Source organism: Sporocytophaga sp. (assembly GCF_017745095.1).
Taxonomy (GTDB): Bacteria; Bacteroidota; Bacteroidia; order Cytophagales; family Cytophagaceae; genus Sporocytophaga.
Genome location: NZ_JAGHZZ010000012.1, coordinates 11982 through 30204, shown reverse-complemented (window position 1 = coordinate 30204; position 18223 = coordinate 11982). Strand labels below are relative to the sequence as shown.

The following is an 18223-nucleotide window of genomic DNA, read 5'->3' as shown; positions in this document are numbered from 1 at the left end:
ATGATTAAGATAAATAATAGGAAAAGAAAATTATTGAAAGTGACAGCCTGTTTCCTGGCTATCAATATTCTTTCACAAACTTTGTTGCCGACTGCAGTTTTTGCCTTAACTGGCGGACCAAGCCAGCCTGAGGTGCAAAGCTTTTCTCCAGTAGGAACATCGGAAATGGTAAATCTTTCTTCAGGTGACTTTACTTATAATATACCCTTGCTTGATGTCGGTGGATATCCCATTAATATCACCTATAATGGAGGAGTATCCATGGATCAAGAGGCAAGTTGGGTTGGGTTGGGATGGAACATTAATCCAGGTGTTATTAACAGGAATATGAGAGGGTTGCCTGATGATTTTAAGGGCGATGATGTTGAAAAAGAGTTCAATATACTTGATCAAAGGAATTTTGGAACGAGCGCTGTCGGCTCTGCTCAGCTTCTCGGGCTTGATTTTATTAGACTTGGTTTTGGTTTGGGGGTTTCCTATAGTAACTATACGGGAATCGGATTTGAGATCACAGCTAGGCCTTCTCTCACTTCTGGTGACAAAACCAAAGGTAGCATGAGTCTTGGGCTTGGAATTACAGCAAGTTCTCAAAGTGGAGTGGATCTTTCTCCATCGTTAAGTTTTCAGAAACAGGTTAAGGAAAAGGAAAGTTCTGTAATTGGTGTTGGAGCCTCATTGGGACTAAATTTTAATTCCAGAGAAGGCTTGAAGAGTCTATCATTTGGCCTATCCCGTACAGAAACTAATACCATGAATATTCTTGGAAGAGATGGGAAATCATACAGAATAGAGTTAGGAGTGGCTGAAAGCCAAAACGGAGGCGGTTCCATCAGTTTCTCTACACCAACTTATGTACCCCGCTATGACATGCACATGTTCAATATCTCTACTACTTTTTCTGCTACACTGGGGGGGGAATTGTGGAGTCTTCATCCAAGCATAAACATGGTGGGTTATTATAGTGGTCAGCATTTACTTGATCATCAAAGAAAGGTGAATGCATATGGATATCTTTATTCTCAATATGCTGGTGAGGAGAGCTTACATGATTTTAACAGAGAAAAGGATGCAGCTTACAGACCTGGTGTTACTCCTAATCTTCCTTTAACTAATTATACCTATGATGTATATGGAGTTTCCGGACAAGGTATAGGTGGAAACTATCGCTTGTACAGAAATGATGTTGGAATTGTCACAGATCCGTTTTCATTTAATATTGGAACCGGCGGCAGTGTCGGAGTTGAGATTGGGTTGGGAAATGCAGCTCATGCCGGTGTTGATTTTTCAGGTTCCTTATCAGGATCATGGTCTGGTGCCTGGACTAAACAAAACAGTGCAAGAGGACTATTGAAATTCAAGGGTTCAGACATGTCAGATCCTTCTTATGAAACTGCATTTTTTAAGCAAGCTGGAGAAAAGACATCTGAATCTGATCCTGATTTTTTTAATAATATGGGCGGTTTTGATGCAGTAATGATAGGCCTAAGAGATGTTGGAGCAGATCATTATGCAACTTCAAAATTTGTGAAAAAGGACTATGCTGAATCAGAGATTAATTCCTCAAACCTAAAACGAAAGAAAAGGCAGACAAGAAATCAGAATATATCTTATCTCACGGCATCTGAAGCAGTAGATTATGCTCTAATAAAAGAAATTGAGAATTACCCTTTTAACGTGCATACTATTAATAGCTCTTATGGGTATGATATTCCAACCGGAAATAAGACATCAAGATTGATCGGAACTAATGGGCATCATATTAGCGAGATGCAGGCAGTAAGGCCAGATGGTGCAAGATATGTTTATGGTATTCCAGCATATAACTTCACTCAAAAGGAAGTAAGCTTTTCTGTGGAAAATAAAAATGTTGATTGTCAGAATGGTCTTGTATTCTATACGCATGGTACTGATAATTCAAAGACAAATTCAAGCGGTCTTGATCATTTTTATGAAAAAACTACAACACCGCCTTATGCTCATTCATATCTTTTGACAGCTATATTGTCTCCTGATTACAGCGATCTTACAGGAAACGGACCGAGTAATGATGACCTTGGATCATATACAAAAATTAACTATTCCAAAGTAGTTCCTGATTATAAGTGGAGAGTTCCATTTGAGGAAAATTATGCCAGCTATAATGAAGGCATGAAGAGTATTCCTATTACTTCCACTAAAACGGATGATAAAGCCAGTTATATCTATGGTGAAAAAGAGTTATGGTATGTTCATTCAATTGAAACCAGAACTCATGTTGCCGATTTTATACTTGAGGACAGGCTTGATGGGAATGGTGTTCAAGGGGAGCAAGGTGGTTTGATTCCTGATGACAATCTTAGAAAATCCAAGTCAATGAAAAGGCTGAAGGAGATAAGATTATATTCAAAACCAGACAAGAAAAAAAATGGAGCCAATGCAACTCCGATAAAGGTTGTTCATTTTGAATATGATTATTCATTGTGTACTGATATTGGGAATAATGAATCTGTTACCAAAGGAAAAACTACAGCCAACCGTGGTGGCAAACTAACACTAACGAAGATTTATTTTACTTATGGCAACTCCAATAAGGGTAAAATGAGTCCTTATCAGTTTACTTATAGCTCTTCTAATCCTAATTATAATCTGAAAGGTTATGATAGATGGGGAAATTATAAATTCAATCCTGCAAATGAAAATTGTACAGATCCTAGATCGGTTTTTAGTACCGCAGAATTCCCTTATGTGGAACAGGATTCTGTATTAGCTGCCGAAAATGTTTCTGCATGGTCATTAAGCCAAATAAAATTGCCTTCCGGAGGTGTTATAAAAGTAGAACTAGAGTCTGATGATTATGCATATGTGCAGGATAAAGCTGCTATGCAGATGTTCAAAATTACGGGAACTGATAGTGGTATAAAACCAGGAACAGGAGCTAATCCAATAAATGATAATCCATTGATGACCAATCATCCATCGGATGTGAGTAATTCAATAGTTTATTTTAAACTACATAAGGACATTGTTACAGGATCTCAGGCTGAAGCTGATAACATAGTCAAAGAGGATTATATAAGAGGAATGGATCAGATTTATTTTAAATTTCTTATTAATCTTAATAAAAAAGATGCAGCAGAAGCTTTTGAATATGTTCCTGGGTATGCAAAAATAGATAACAATCAATATGGTGCAATAAAGTCTTCCTCAGATGGGAATTATACACATGGATGGGTTAGGTTGAAGGAATCCGGAGTGAGAACTCATGGAGGCGGAGATGATGTGAATCCTATTAGTAAGGCTGCATGGCAGTTTACCAGGCTATATACTCCAAGAATTGCATACGGACAGAAAGAGCAGGCGGAGTTGCCGAATCTTACAGATATGCTAAATGCCATGATGGGTGCTATAGATGCCATGGCCGAACTGTTTAAAGGCTTTAACCGCAAAATGAGGAATGATGATCATGGGAAAAAATTCATAAAAGATAAATCTTTCATCAGACTTTATAATCCTAATGGTAAAAAATACGGTGGAGGAGCGAGAGTAAAAAGTATTCGATTGAGTGATGAATGGAAAGTGATGGCTGGAACAGCTGGACAGACAAGTGAATATGGACAGGAATACAAGTATACCATGACCGAAGACAGGAATGGTAAGAAGAGGACTATAAGTAGCGGCGTAGCTGGATATGAGCCAGTACTCGGTGGAGATGAAAACCCGTTCAGGCAGCCGATATTTACTCAGCAGGAAAAATTCCTGATCCCAAGTACAGACTATTATACTGAAAAACCGATGGGGGAAAGCTTCTTCCCTTCCCCTAATGTTATATACAGGCGTGTGGAGGTGAAAAATATCAAGGATAAGTCAACAAGAATTGGCAGTGGCTCAGTGGTACATGAGTTTTATACCGCTTTTGATTATCCGACTATCACAAAAGAAACACCGATGGTGCCGAAGCGATCCAAACCCAATGCAGTCTTCAGGCTCCTCAAAATACAGAACAACGATAAGATGACCACTTCTCAGGGGTATGTGGTCGAGCTTAATGATATGCATGGTCAGCAGAAAGCTCAATGGGTATACCAGGAAGGCAATTCAATCCCTATATCTGGAGTAGAATATTTCTACAAAGAGAAGGTTACGACAGAGATTGTTGTACTAGGTAATAAAACAACCACAATTACAAAAAGAGTGCTGGACAATGAAGTGGATGTTATAAGCAAAGGAGCTGGAAATCTAGTACAGAAAAAGCAGCTTGGAGTTGAGTTTGATATCATAGCAGATATGAGAGAATCCAATAGCACCACTGCCAGTGGAGGAGTAAGTGGAAACCTGGATGCATTCCTAGCTGCAATATTACCTTTTGCTCTTCCTATGGCACTACCAGCATTGAGTAAGGAGCAGACAAGATATAGATCCGCAGTTGTTACAAAAATTATTAACAGAAGTGGGTTAATTGATAGGGTTGTAGCACATGACCTTGGAGCTTCGGTAACTACAGAAAATCGTCTTTATGATAATGAAACTGGAGAAGTGTTGCTTACCAAAACAACCAATCAGTTCAATGATCCCGTTTACAATTTTACATATCCAGCTCATTGGGCCTATGACAGAATGGGACCGGCCTATAAGAACTCAGGTATAGTGCTGAGCGGTACAATTGATCTCAATGCGCTTCCTTCAGGTACAGCATCATATTTTGTCCCTGGTGATGTACTTGCTCTTAGAAGTGCTTCAGGAAATAAGACAGGTTGGGTAAGTAGTGTGGGCTCAAGCTCCATACAGGTTTGGGATAAGAACGGGGCTTTCCTGTCAAGCGGTCCATACAATTCTGTTAAAGTACTAAAGTCGGGAAGAAAGAATCAGCAGGCTACGCCAATTGGTAATGTGACAACTCTAAATGATCCTGTTACAGATATGAATGGAGATGGAAAGTTTGAGCTGAACTTCAGCCAGGTGGTAAGTGCAAGTGCCATAGAGTTCTGGGAAAGCTGGAAAGTATTCTGTAATTGCGGTAATAACACACCTGAGCTGGATAATCCGTTGAATACCTACAACCCTTATGTAGCAGGGAAACAAGGGAACTGGAGAGCCAAAAGATCTTATCTCTACCTGACAGAGAGAACACAAAATACATTGAATAATAATACAAGCATCAGATCTGACGGTCTTTTCAAGAGCTTCAACCCATTCTGGGTGCCACCATCCATAGCGGGGAACTGGACTATGGATACTACGAACTGGACATTTACCTCAGAGGTTACCCTCTTCAGTCCATATGGGTTTGAACTTGAGAACAAGGACGCACTGGGCCGATATTCATCAGCTTTATATGGCTACAATAATCAGCTACCTATCGGAGTTGCAAATAATTCAAGGTTCCGGGAGACAGGATATGATGGCTTTGAAGATTTTGATTTCAATGATTGTGTCAATGATCACTGGAGTTTTAAAGTATATAGAGACCAGAATTCCAATGGAACTCAGACAGAACTTGAGTCACATTCAGGTAGAAGAAGTATTATGGTAAATGAAAACAAGCAGGTAAAGGTTAAGAAATCTGTGGTTCAACATTAAGAAGTCAATGAAAATTAAAACTTTATTTCTTTTTTTTACGGTTCTCGTTTTGGGGATGCAAACCAGGGCGATTGGGCAGAATGCTGTTCTTTCTGGTATTGAGAAATTTTATGTCTTGAGCGAGGATACAACATTGTCAGGTCAATTGGCTATTAAGGTAACAATAAGCAAAACAGACAATGTAGAAAGCATTTTATTTGGAATCGGAAGCGCAATGGAGAAGCTGGATATTGTGAACTATTCAGGAAAGTTTATTGAGCGTGACGGCAAATTATTTTTGGCCCAGGCAGCATTTACTAAAGAACTTTCAGGATCGGATTTGTTCTTATTCATTCCTGTTAAATCTCTTGACCTTACAGACAGATTCCTAACAGTTTATCTGGTAAATAAAGATAGTTCATTTTCAAACAAACTCAGCATTTCGGCTAAATAATACTTTTATGAAATCTAAGATCCTTCTTATTATATTTTTTCAGCTGATAATTGCTTCTATAGCATATTCTCAATCAAATAAACTCTTAATTGCGACAACAGTAGCAGGGAATAGCATTAATATTTGTGGTGATAAAAAAACAGTTTCTATAAAAATAAAGAACACAACAGCACAAGCTGTTTCAAATCTTGCTATAAAACTGGTTATGCCAACAGGCATTAATTATAGAGGTTCTTTAACAGCCGCTACATTTGTTTCAGCGTCACCATTAAATGAACCACAATTCAGTCTTGCATCATTAGCTGCGAAAGATTCTATAATAATAACTTTTCAGGCGAATGCGGACTGTCAGATAATGAATTTGGTAAGAACAATTAACCCCAAAAAAAAGGGTCAAATTGCGGTTACCAATAAAACCAGGATAGATTATGGAATTAACGATTATGATGCTGAGACATCAAATTCTTATAATGTTATTTATCCCGCACTGGAATTGTTGGTCGATCCATTGAGTTATAGTATGATTGGCGACCTGGGAGATGTAGTTACAAGAAAAATCTCAATTAGAAATGGAGGAAATGGAGATGTGGATACTGTGAACTTTAAAGCTACTTATCCTTTAGGATTAGCATTTGAGGAGCTTAGAATAAATGGTTCAGTAATTTCATATGATCCTAATTCGCCACAGAATATTCGTAATTTTTTAATTACAAATTTTTCAGGAGCTAATTCAGCTTTGGGTAATGGGAGTGTTGGAGATGGAGATGCGATTCTTGAGTATGGTGAAGTAGTGGTCCTTTCTGAAAAGGTCAGATTTACTACTTGTTCAGGATCTACAGATACGGAGTATGAAGTGAGGTGGGGGTGTTACAATGTTGTAGGAAATGTTGATGACAATGATGGAGAAAATCATGCTTCTACAAGTATACCATATGGTCAGCCAAATATCTCAGTGGCTTTACTGAATTCTCCCAAAACTGACTTTTGTAATTCTTCCCCGGTGGATGCATTTTTTTCATATACTAACAACGGAATAGGCAGTGATATTCCGGCTGCTGACAGGGCTAATGATTTAAGAGTTTATCTTGGATATCAGAAAAATGTTTCTCAAATATCCAATTTCAGGATTATGAAAAACGGATCTTATGTAGCAATTCCTGCAGGTTTGATTTCTGCTGATCAGGATGGTTATTTCTATGTTACATTTAAGAACAATGCAGCTGTATATAATACAGATATTGATGGTCCCGGTGGACTTGATGATTTGGATAATGACCACTATTATGATGATCTGGCCAGGGGGGAGACAATTAAAATCGGGGTAGGAATTAAATTATTATGTCCCGCAAATTTTGCTACATGTCCCTTAAACTATGATTATTATTATTTCACAACAAATCTACAATATAGCGATAGGTGTCTTTCTTATGAGAATAAGGCTTCTAATGTTGTGTCTTTCAGGAATTATAATCTGTCAGGGACTCAGAGCATTACCGGCCCTACAGATATGGTAGCAGGATATACTGGCACATATACTTTTAGTATTGATAGGAACTATTATGATAACGGACTTCTCAATTGTACCTCCAATGCCACAGATTTTGTAAGTGAGATTGATCTGCCTGCTGCTTATACGGTGAGTTCGGTAAAATGGAATAATACAGATTTACAATCGGGAACTCATTATTCTGTTACCGGAAGAAAATTAACAATAAATTATGGAGGATGGAAAGGATCTTATTCCATCACCTTTTCTCTGAATTGTGTATCAGGGACTACCTATGCCCTCAATGATTCCTTTAACTGGAACATGTATTATAAATGCCAGGCATGCACTTGTCGACAGGCAATTGCTTGCGGAATATATAATGTATTTAACCACTGTTCCGAATCCGGATGTGCAGGTTTCTCCACTTTAAATTTATCTTTAAAAAGAACTAGTCTTGGCTATGTTGAAAGCCCCTCTAATACTTATAAGACTGTTGGTAATTGGAAATCTTTAGGAAAAGTAAATCCAAATGTAGAAGGATTAAGGTTGGATAGAGCTTTGGAATATGATACAATTCTGGCCGTAGCAAAGGGAAGTCTTGTTTCTAAAACTTATGATAAATGTTTTGTAGAATTTTCCTATACTGTTCCTTTGGGAGGAGCATCTGATTTGTTTGAAATACTAAGCAGTTATGTGAAAATTAATAATGTCACCTGTACGAGCCCAATTCCTCCTCCAACGATCTCCCAGGTAGGAGGTAAATTTACTTATCTTTTCCAGATCCCGTCAGCCTGTAAATCCTCTTTTGTAAATCTGGATTTAGTGGATTTGTATGTTTATTTGAGAGTAAAGCCAAATCTTTTGTCTTCAAATGTGGATAATGCGATCACGGATTTCAGAGTAAAACATTATGGAAAAACAGGAACGAATGCAATGGAAAATTGCAACAGTTTTGGGGCTGCTTTAAGCCTTTGGAGGATTTCACCTTCAAATGTAACATGGGTAGGTGAAACTATTACTTGTGAACAGGTGCCGATTAATGCTGCATTGCTGGTTAATACGTCGTTTCCTTCCACAAATGGAATTCCGGATTTATTCCCAAATGAATTCAGACCTTTATTTTTGATAGACTCTGTATGGATTAATATGCCTGGTGGATATCAGATTTATTCAAATGACGATGCTGCTTATAGCAGGGTAAGAACTTACGAGATGGCTGTTAAAAACATTCCTGGCTTTACTCCTGGTGCTCCTGACGGGATGGTTGGGAATACAGTTTATTGGAAAGCTAAGCCATTTTGGCCTATGGGGGAATACATTGTACCTGGTACTTCTCATTATTGGTTAAGATTCAGATTAAAGCCTCTCTGCACTTTTAAGGATGAAAACTTTTATAGTAATTTCAGATATCAGTCTTATGTCTATACTGGAAATCCAAGTATTATTACACGGAGTACAAAATCAGTTTCTCAAAGCTATGCAGGAATAACAAAAGCAAAACTTTCGATATCAGATCCGACTACGCAGGAAGGTTATAGCAGAACTGTAAAATGGAATGTTACTTTATGTGATAAGTCCACGGATGGTGCGACCGGTGATGCAAACTATTCATGGATTGCCGCGGAACCTAAAGTGCCAGGGATCAATTTTACTTATGCAAAGGATCTGTCGAGTGGATTGATTTATACTGCCAATGGGTATGGTGGGGCAAATAGTAATAAAGTTTTATTTAAAGTAGGTACAGTCAGCAAGGACCAATGCAGAAATTTTGAACTTGGTGCTACATATTCCGGGTGTATTGATGATGTGGTAGATACCATAGATCTGAAGGCAAGCTCGGGATGTTTTGCTTTTCCGGATGATCCTGCCCAAAGGGATTGCGGAAATCCGTTGATAACATCTCAGTTATTTTTAAGATATAAAACAGCGGAATTGCAAGTAGAACACACTCAATTGGGAGCTGCTGTAAATCCCATTTGTTCCAATATAACCTATGAATTTGAGTTTACCAGCACCAAATATGCAGATATGTCATATCTGAAATTATGGATGGAACTTCCTAAAGGGGTAAGTCTGGCAGATAATAATGGGAAAATAGAATATCCCATTGGTACTTCACCTAAGACGATAAGTTCCAAACTAGAGAATGGTCTGAAGGAATACGATATTACAGCATTTATAAGTTCGAATATACCTGACGTTGGTTGTAACCCAGCTGGAGCGCTTCCCGGAAACAGGCCTCCCTATTGTACTGATAACAAGTTAAAGTTAAAGCTGGATATAGTCACTGATTGTCGTGTTGATGCCGGATTCCCTGAACCTATCAGATTTTATGCTCAGGGAACAACGAACTGCGGTGATGTTATTGAACCTGCTCCGTTTGAGTATCGCTTGAAGATTCAAGGATTTGACCCTCTTGACCGAATGTTTGTGGATATTAATGCCACGTCTTTTAATGCAAATAATTTTTCAGATGTAAGTGTACTTTATAAAAATACAGGAACTGTTGCATTGGGAACAGATTTACCAGCTGTATTTAGATATCTTAAAGTCGTATTACCCCCGGGAATCGCACTAGATCATATGATCACAGGAAATACACGGGATTTCCAATGGCCTTTGGAGGATGGCAGTACTGCATATTATTGGTTAATTTCTGCTCTTGCTCCGAATGCATCAAATACGATCAGTTTTACAATTAAAAATGTAGGCTTTGCTTCTTCTTGCGAAGTAACGAGAGTTCCAATTAATGCATCAACAGTGATGCTTACTAATTTAAGTTGTCAGGGACAAAGCCAGTGCAGCAACATTGAGGCAACAACAGCCTCTGATGTGTACATCCTGCCAATACCTGTGAATATTCTGAACTGTGACTGTATCACTTCTTTTGCGCCATTCGAAAATGACAAGTACACATTGAGCGCCTGGGTAAAGCAGGAGAAAGGTGAATCGCTAACAAAATATGAAGATGGAGGTATAATTATACTTTTTGAAGGCTCAAACGTCACTTTAGGGCCAATTTACCCATCCGGAGATATAATAGACGGTTGGCAGAAAATTGAATATGATTTTACTATTCCAGCTAACTCTACGAATATAGAAATACAGTTAGCCAATAAAAGCCGCACAACAAAAGCATATTTTGATGATATAAGAATTCATCCTTTCAATTCCAATATGAAGTCTTATGTCTATGATCCGGTAAGTCTCAGGTTATGGGCAGAACTGGATGAAAATAATTATGCAACCTTTTATGAATATGATGAGGAAGGTGCATTGATCAGGGTGAAAAAGGAAACGGAGCGTGGTATAAAAACCATCCAGGAATCGAGAAACAACACAGTTAAAAGACCTTAATATACTTAGCTTATGAAGAGATGTATATCTGTTATAATGTTAATGATCTGGATTTGTTCAGCACAGGCGCAAACCTGGGACTGGAACAGGCATATTATAAGTCCCTATGCATTTGTGGCCCGTAACATGAAGGTAAGCAAGGATAAACATATTTATCTGCATGGAGCTATGGTGTGGAATGCTGAAATAGGATTTTATCCCAATTATGTCAAAGATCAATGCTATCAGAAGCATGATGCGGATGGTTATGTGGTAAAAATGGACACATTGGGTAATGTGGTCTGGAAGAATAAATACGGAGGGGTGTATACTAATCCAGTAGATATGGATATTGATTCGGATAATAATGTTCTGGTTGCCGGATATATAACCAAACCTACTACTTATCCGGAGTCGGATACAATAAGGTATACTGCTGACAAATATGAGGTAAAAGAAAAAGTATCGGCATCTATACTTGTTAAATATGACAAAGCCGGAAACTATGCCTGGTCAAAATTATTTGAAGCAGATAATTATTTCTTTGCAACTATCCGGGCATTAAGATTTGATAAGAATGATAATTTTTATGTTGCGGGAACATATGGACAAAAAATGTATATGGACGATACAACTGTTGTTGACTCTTATAACGATTATTCAGGTGAAATTATGAATTATAGTAATGGTTTCATAGTGAAGTATGATAAGCAAGGGAAAAGAAAATTTTTTAAAAACATTCAGGGGGGAGCCTTTAGTTCGGTCATTGCGAGAGAAATTCGCACAGATTCGTTTGGGAATCTTTATTGGACCGGGATTGTGTCAGGGCCTGTAAAATTTGATGATAATCATAGATATGATTATGGAAGGAATGCTTCTACGACTTTCATAGTAAAATTTAATCCAGAGGGGAATGTAATCTGGGTTTATGAAATACCAAGAGATCAGAATTCAAATTTTATAGAGGCTGTGACAATTGACGAACAAAATAACATTTATATAGGCGGTTCATTTCATGGAAGTTGGACTATTGGTGGAGTTACAAATGAAAGTAAACCGGGATCAGGAGGGGAAGATTGTTTTATAATTAAACTCAATCAAAACGGGAAGTTCATCTGGTTTAAGCAATTTGGATCAGCAGTCGTACCTGCACCTGGGAAGGCAGCTGATCCGGAGACGGTATCTGATTTTTACATCAATTCTGATGGATTTTTATATGTAACAGGAAGATTGGGACAGGGAGCTAAAATTGATGGTCTTGAGGCACCTCCAATAAATAGCTATCTTTCAGATATTTTTTTAGCTAAAATGGATAGTTCCGGTTCTACCCAGTGGGTAAAAAAGTATGGAACTTATTATTCGGATTTGAATGGACTTGTAGATGGATGGGGAGAAAAGGTAATCTCAGGTGCCCTTATAAATTCAGACGGAGGTTTTGTTACATATGAGGACGGTATTATTATTCCTGATGATTGCAGTTATTACGCCGGTTATTACAGACTTCTGAATGATTGCAATGCAACATTAAAATTCAGCAATGGAACCCTTACTGCTAGCACAGGAGAATCCTACAAATGGTTTTTTAATGGAACAGAAATCAGTAGTGCAACTGAACAGACATTTGTTCCTGATGTGGTAGGTGATTATAAGGTAGAAGTAACTTTTTCCGAAACCTGCAAAAGCTTATCTGTTCCGGTTACTGTATCTGTCACTTCAGTAAAGGGACAAAGTAAATATTCTTCTGTAAGCCTTTATCCTAATCCGGCCAATAATGAAGTTTATGTCGAGGGATATAGCGGATTCTCTTCAGATGTTTCTGAATGCAGGATTTACAATAGTTCCGGAATACTTATGAAAGAATCAAAGCTGGAAATGGCAGGAGGGAATTATAAAGGAAGGATAAATGTATCGGATCTTCAGACAGGTCTTTACATGCTTGAAATTCTTACAGAAGCAGGAAGCATTAACAAGAAGTTTGTAAAGAACTAGAAATGAAAAGATATTATTTATTCTTTTTGATAGTAATCACCATTGCTTTGAATGTCAGGGCTCAGTCTGCGAAAGAAGATCTGGACAGAGTAAATAAAACTTACCAGGCACTGTCTTCTTATACTGCTATCCTTGAATATGCAGCCTATCAGAGCTACACAAGTAAAGAGTCTGTTCAGATTGAGAAGGGGGAAGTGAAAATGAAAGGCAGCAGCTTTTATCATAAAATTGGAAGCATAGAAGTGATCAGAAATAAGGAATATGTACTGACTGTTGATCATGATGAAAAATCTATAACCAAGCTGGATGCAGTAAAGGAAAGTAATGGCATGCCTTTTATGAATGTTGATCTGGAAAAAGTATTAAAACTTTGTACCTCTTCAAAATATTATGAGCCAGCAAAAGGTAGTGCAGGTTATTCACTTGTATTTCCTTCAACTGAATATAGTAGCGTAAAAATAGAGTTTAACAAGAAGACAAATATGATAGAGAAAATGATCTTGTTCTATCTCAGCCCCTCAGACCTTTCAGGAAAAGGAGAAGAGATGGCTGAAAAGCCAAGAATGGAGATCAGCTTTAAAAATATTGTTTTAAATAAAGATATTCCTTCATCAGTCTTTACATATGAAAAGTTTATAATCTCATTGGGGAGTAACAAATACATGTGTACACAGGGCTATAAAAATTATTCTTTTAACAATCAAACAAGTACCAACCCATATTGATAGTGTATGAAATCAATTCAGGTAATTTTTAAGTTTCTTATTTTTTTACAATGCTTGCTGTTTGCTACCTATGAATTACAAGCGGCAGACGAGGTTGTAAATGTCCGGGCATCAGGTAGTCAGGTAAAACAGGGTTTATATCTGGATGTAAGAGACAATAAGTACAATTTTATGAAGAGTAATCCTTCCGGAAGTAATTCATGGAAGAATTCGTTTGATAACTATAGCTTTCTTAACAGGGTAATTCTCAGCATAGACCAGACAAGCAAGGTTTATCAGAGTACTAATTATTCTGTTGATGTTGAACTTTCCGTTGTTTACTATATATGGGACAATACACTTAACGATTTTAAGGCCATAACGGTAAGTCCTAATCCTGTTCTAACACTGGATTACAAATACGATGCGCCCTATCAGGATAAAAATATTTACCAGATAGCTGGAGGAAACAGAATGGAAGTTACAGTTGTCAGGGTAACTCCGTCTGTATCAAATGTCACGATGAATCTTGCCATTGATGCAGAAGTGCAGGTCACAAGATTCTATTCTTTTAACAGAACTCAGATCCCATCAGCAGACCACAATTCAATGGTGAGTAGCAGGGGAGAGTTAGAGGTTTACTGGGATTTTGTTCAGGGCGCAGAGGAGTATGAGCTTGAATGGGCTCATGTAAATGATTATGATGCAAATACCAATCTTGCAATTGACCCCTCTGGTATTAAGATCGATGCTTCTACTTTCAAATTCAACAGTACAAGAGTTAATACCTTTAATAACTTTTACAGAATACCACTGATATATGAAAGAGGTTATCTGATATATAGGGTAAGGGGTGTGAGCAGGAACAAGGCAGATAATTATAAGAAAAACATATATGGCAATTGGTCAGACCAGGCCGGAGCCTATACTACACTTGCACAGTTTCCTGATAAATTTCCTGTTACTGGACATGAACAAAACCTGAACTGGCAGAATAGTGTGAGTTTTGCTGAAGAAGGCAAGAATAAAGTTGCTGTGACTTATTTTGACGGAAGTCTAAGAAGCCGTCAAGTCGTTAGTAAAATTAACTCGGAAGACAAAACTATAGTCGGAGAGACTATTTATGATCATGAAGGTAAAGGAGCGATTCAGGTACTGCCTGTGCCAACTGCTGATTCCAAGATCGGCTATAAACCTGCATTTAATCAGAATAACCAGGGAACGGCTTATAATAAGGACAATTTTGACAATTCCACCGGAAACTGCAAACCAACTGCAGAAAGTATGAATACTGGTAGTGGAGCTTCAAACTATTATAGTCCTCAGAATCCTGATAAATCTCTTGATGTCAATCAATATATTCCTGATGCAGAAGGTTACCCTTTTACCCATACTGAATACACTCCTGATAACACGGGAAGGATAAAGAGTCAGAGTGGAGTTGGGACAAATCATAAGCTGGGAAGCAATCATGAAACGAAATACTTTTACGGGAAACCCACACTTCAGGAGGAGCTAGACAGACTGTTCGGCACAGAAGTAGGTCCAATGGAAAGGTATAAAAAGAACATGGTAGTGGATGCTAATGGACAGGTAAGTGTTTCTTATCTTGATCCTCAGGGACGGGTGATTGCTACTGCATTGGCCGGACAAGCGCCATTGAATCTTGACTCACTTAAGAATGATAACGTTCAGAGTACTGACGAAACAATTAATGTAATACAAGGGGATCTTCTTAATAAGACATTGCCAACGGAAAAAGACGGTAATCTCCAAAGAATTTCAGGGAGGTCGAAAATATATGAAAGTCAGTTACTTGTTTCAACAAAAGGAACAAGAGAATTCAACTATACACTTACAGGAGAGAAATATCTTGAGCAGTGTGTGAATGGATCGGTAACAACGGATATGTGCTACAATTGTGTTCTTGATCTGGAGATCATGCTTACCAATGAATGCGGAGAACAATTTCTTGTAGGATTAAGCACTGTTCCTAATTCAACATCCACTGTAATTGGCCAGAGTATCATCGATGCTATCCGCGCCGGCAATTATACTCCATTGTGCAGTGCAACCCCTCCATCATTTACTGCTCCCGCAGGATGGGCAAAAACCAAAGTACCGCTGGAAGTTGGTAATTATACGATTTCAAAGGTACTTACAGTAAACAGAGAGGCGCTTGATTTTTATACGGACAATTATCTGAAATCGAATGCATGTCTTTTAACCGTGGACGATTTTATAGCATCTGAAATCAGTAAGGTTGATACAGCTTCATGTCATATGACTTGTGACCAGTGCTTAACAAAACTTGGAGCCTATTCCCAGTATGATATCAATGTCAACGCTGCCTGCGATCCTTGTTTAACTGAAGAGGAATATAATCAACTGTATGCTGAATGTCAGGAATTCTGTGATAACGATCCCATCAATTGTGAAGAAGCATACCAGAATATGCTTATGGACATGGGGCCTATGGGCCAATATGGTGAGCTTATAACCGCTGAAGGTGTTTTTGATCCGGAAAAATTTCCTTTATCCATATTTAATAAGAATAATGAGCTCCCTATGAAATCTTTTAACATGGGTGGACATAATTGGAGGCAGCCATATTACAAAGATCAGGCGGGTGTCACAAGAGAGGGATATATAGATGAAACAGGTTTACCGTCATTCGTTCAGGTTACGCTCAATGAAGTGGGAGAATATGAACCGAAAATTCTTGAAGGATCAACTGTTGTAACAATTGATGGATTTGAATATGTGAAACCGGAAGCTCTTTTAGATGTTCATGACTTTTTCCTTAACTGGAAAGATTCCTGGGCAAAGTCACTGGTGCTTTATCATCCGGAGTATGAAAATTATAATTTTTGTATTTCCAATAATGCGAGTCATACTTTTGATATGAGCTGGCTTAATGCAGACCAACTTACTCAGGCTCCTTCAGGTTATCTTACGCCTCTGGGCTCAAATGCTGCTCTGTCTGTAGATCCTTATTTCTCTAGTAATCTTGCGATCAATCCACTGTTTGATCAGGCTGAATACGACGCCATGAAAAGAAGTATGTCTGCTTATATGGGATCATATTCTCTTGATAAAGTTGCTTACGGAATCGTCAAATGCCCCAACTATAATAACTCTGGATCAGGAGGTTGTGCAACCAATTGTCTTACAGGAACTATTACTTTTGATGATAAGGTATGGCAGCAGTATAGGGGAATGTATTTATCCCTGAAACAGAAATTCATGGAGCAGAAGGCGACGAAGTATGCGATCAACAATCAGTCCTATAACGGATGCGTTGGTGATAAGAAGTTTAGCTATTTTAAAAACGATTTTTTCAGATATGATAATCCGACAAATACGGCAAACGGCAATTACAGGTGGTGGCCTACTCAATTCTGGAACTATCGCCAGCCATGCAGTATATTCTCTTTCAGATTGTATAAAGACAAGGTAAAGAGATTTCCGACGGCTAATGATATGGTTGAAAGTGAATCTCTGGATGCTTATACCTGCTATGATGAAGAAAGTAACGGTCAATTTCAGAAAGTAAATTGTCCTGAGCAGAATACATTGGTAATTAATGAAATGAAAGCAAAAGCTCAATTCTCTTATTTTGAGACCTGCGGACAATGCCCGGTGGTTAAAGATTTTGAAAGTTTGCTGAATGCACTGGCAACGCAACCTGTTAAACGTCTTAACAGTGATTTTCAGTTGAGCTGTTATCCGACAGGAGAAATCCAGGAATATACGCCTGATTTTGAGGCGGCCCTTGGTTTTACAGGAGCATTAGGAGAAACCTTTTGGCAGATTGATGCGGCAAATACAACAAATACTGTGCTTGCTGTAAAATTAAACAGGAGAAATGGGCCAACAACTTCAATATTGAAAAGCTGTAATCTTCAGCTTACCATGCAAAGTTCTTATCAGGTAAAGGATATTTCTACAGGACAAATGGTGGCGAAAACATTTGCATGGTCTGATATTAAAGGTATTTGTTGTCTGAACTATGATCCATTGGATAATCTTCATCCTGGCAAGGCGTTCGAAGCTTATGCTAAAGTGCAGGTAACATATAACGACCAGACAAAGGCTGATATTAAGATTCCTATCAAAGGCTTTACCGGTTGTATTGACATGAATCCGATGACCTGTCCGAAACCAGTAGTGTGTACAACCACAAATGGTGCTATTGATATTATGAACCTTTTCAATATGCTGATCTTCTCCTATACAGGAGGAATGGGACCTGATGGAATTTCCCATCAACCCAAACTAAACCAGTTTGTAGCGCAGGTCACATTGGATCCTACGATTCAGCCTTATGATGACTCATTTATCAGCTCATTAAAAGCAAATACAGGATTGACAGGGGCTCAGCTTCGCTGGAGAGGTTCTGTGGCTTTGGGTACTTTTGCGGGAATACTTGAGGCTATTAATGGCAGTACAGTTGCCGGAACCAGACTGTTTGAAATTTATACACCGTCGAACATGCCAGCAGGAGCAGGATTCGGTGACATAGTGAGCTTTCATTCGATCAGGGTAGACAAAACAAGCAATGATCCTCAACATAATTTCAAGTTGATAGGGCTTGTGAACTACACTGTAGCTGGCGTTCAGAAGAAGACATATGTTGAATTTTTGGGGTATTCACCGCATATGAATATTGCGGATTGTAAATCACCGGTATTTAACGGAAGTAACTAAAGGGAA

The 18223-nt window shown here is 38.3% G+C and carries 6 protein-coding genes; all 6 read left to right on the top strand.

Annotated features, from left to right (window positions below; translation table 11 throughout):
• From J7604_RS17665 to J7604_RS17640, 6 genes are read left to right on the top strand one after another with little or no spacing between them, the layout of a single operon-like run.
• Entirely contained in the window at positions 1-5556 is a 5556-nt protein-coding gene (locus J7604_RS17665) for a hypothetical protein (protein ID WP_293898402.1), read from the top strand.
• 7 nt (positions 5557-5563) lie between these two features.
• Complete coding sequence (locus J7604_RS17660) at positions 5564-5989, top strand: hypothetical protein (protein ID WP_293898399.1); 426 nt, start codon at positions 5564-5566, stop codon at positions 5987-5989.
• A 7-nt stretch (positions 5990-5996) separates the two neighbouring features.
• On the top strand, positions 5997-10835 hold the full coding sequence (locus tag J7604_RS17655) for a hypothetical protein (protein WP_293898396.1): 4839 nt from the start codon (positions 5997-5999) through the stop codon (positions 10833-10835).
• Between the two features lie 12 nt (positions 10836-10847).
• A complete protein-coding gene (locus J7604_RS17650; protein WP_293898393.1) occupies positions 10848-12803 on the top strand; it encodes a T9SS type A sorting domain-containing protein in 1956 nt (651 codons plus the stop codon).
• A 2-nt stretch (positions 12804-12805) separates the two neighbouring features.
• Complete coding sequence (locus tag J7604_RS17645) at positions 12806-13528, top strand: hypothetical protein (RefSeq protein WP_293898390.1); 723 nt, start codon at positions 12806-12808, stop codon at positions 13526-13528.
• A gap of 6 nt (positions 13529-13534) precedes the next feature.
• The gene (locus J7604_RS17640; RefSeq protein WP_293898387.1) at positions 13535-18217 is read left to right on the top strand and encodes a hypothetical protein; all 4683 of its coding nucleotides are present in this window, start codon (positions 13535-13537) and stop codon (positions 18215-18217) included.
• Positions 18218-18223: the final 6 nt, after the last annotated feature.

Excerpts from the sequence above, each read along its gene's own strand:
- J7604_RS17665 (WP_293898402.1), top strand. The coding sequence starts at position 1 with ATGATTAAGATAAATAATAGGAAAAGAAAATTATTGAAAGTGACAGCC.
- J7604_RS17660 (WP_293898399.1), top strand. The coding sequence starts at position 5,564 with ATGAAAATTAAAACTTTATTTCTTTTTTTTACGGTTCTCGTTTTGGGG.
- J7604_RS17655 (WP_293898396.1), top strand. The coding sequence starts at position 5,997 with ATGAAATCTAAGATCCTTCTTATTATATTTTTTCAGCTGATAATTGCT.
- J7604_RS17650 (WP_293898393.1), top strand. The coding sequence starts at position 10,848 with ATGAAGAGATGTATATCTGTTATAATGTTAATGATCTGGATTTGTTCA.
- J7604_RS17645 (WP_293898390.1), top strand. The coding sequence starts at position 12,806 with ATGAAAAGATATTATTTATTCTTTTTGATAGTAATCACCATTGCTTTG.
- J7604_RS17640 (WP_293898387.1), top strand. The coding sequence starts at position 13,535 with ATGAAATCAATTCAGGTAATTTTTAAGTTTCTTATTTTTTTACAATGC.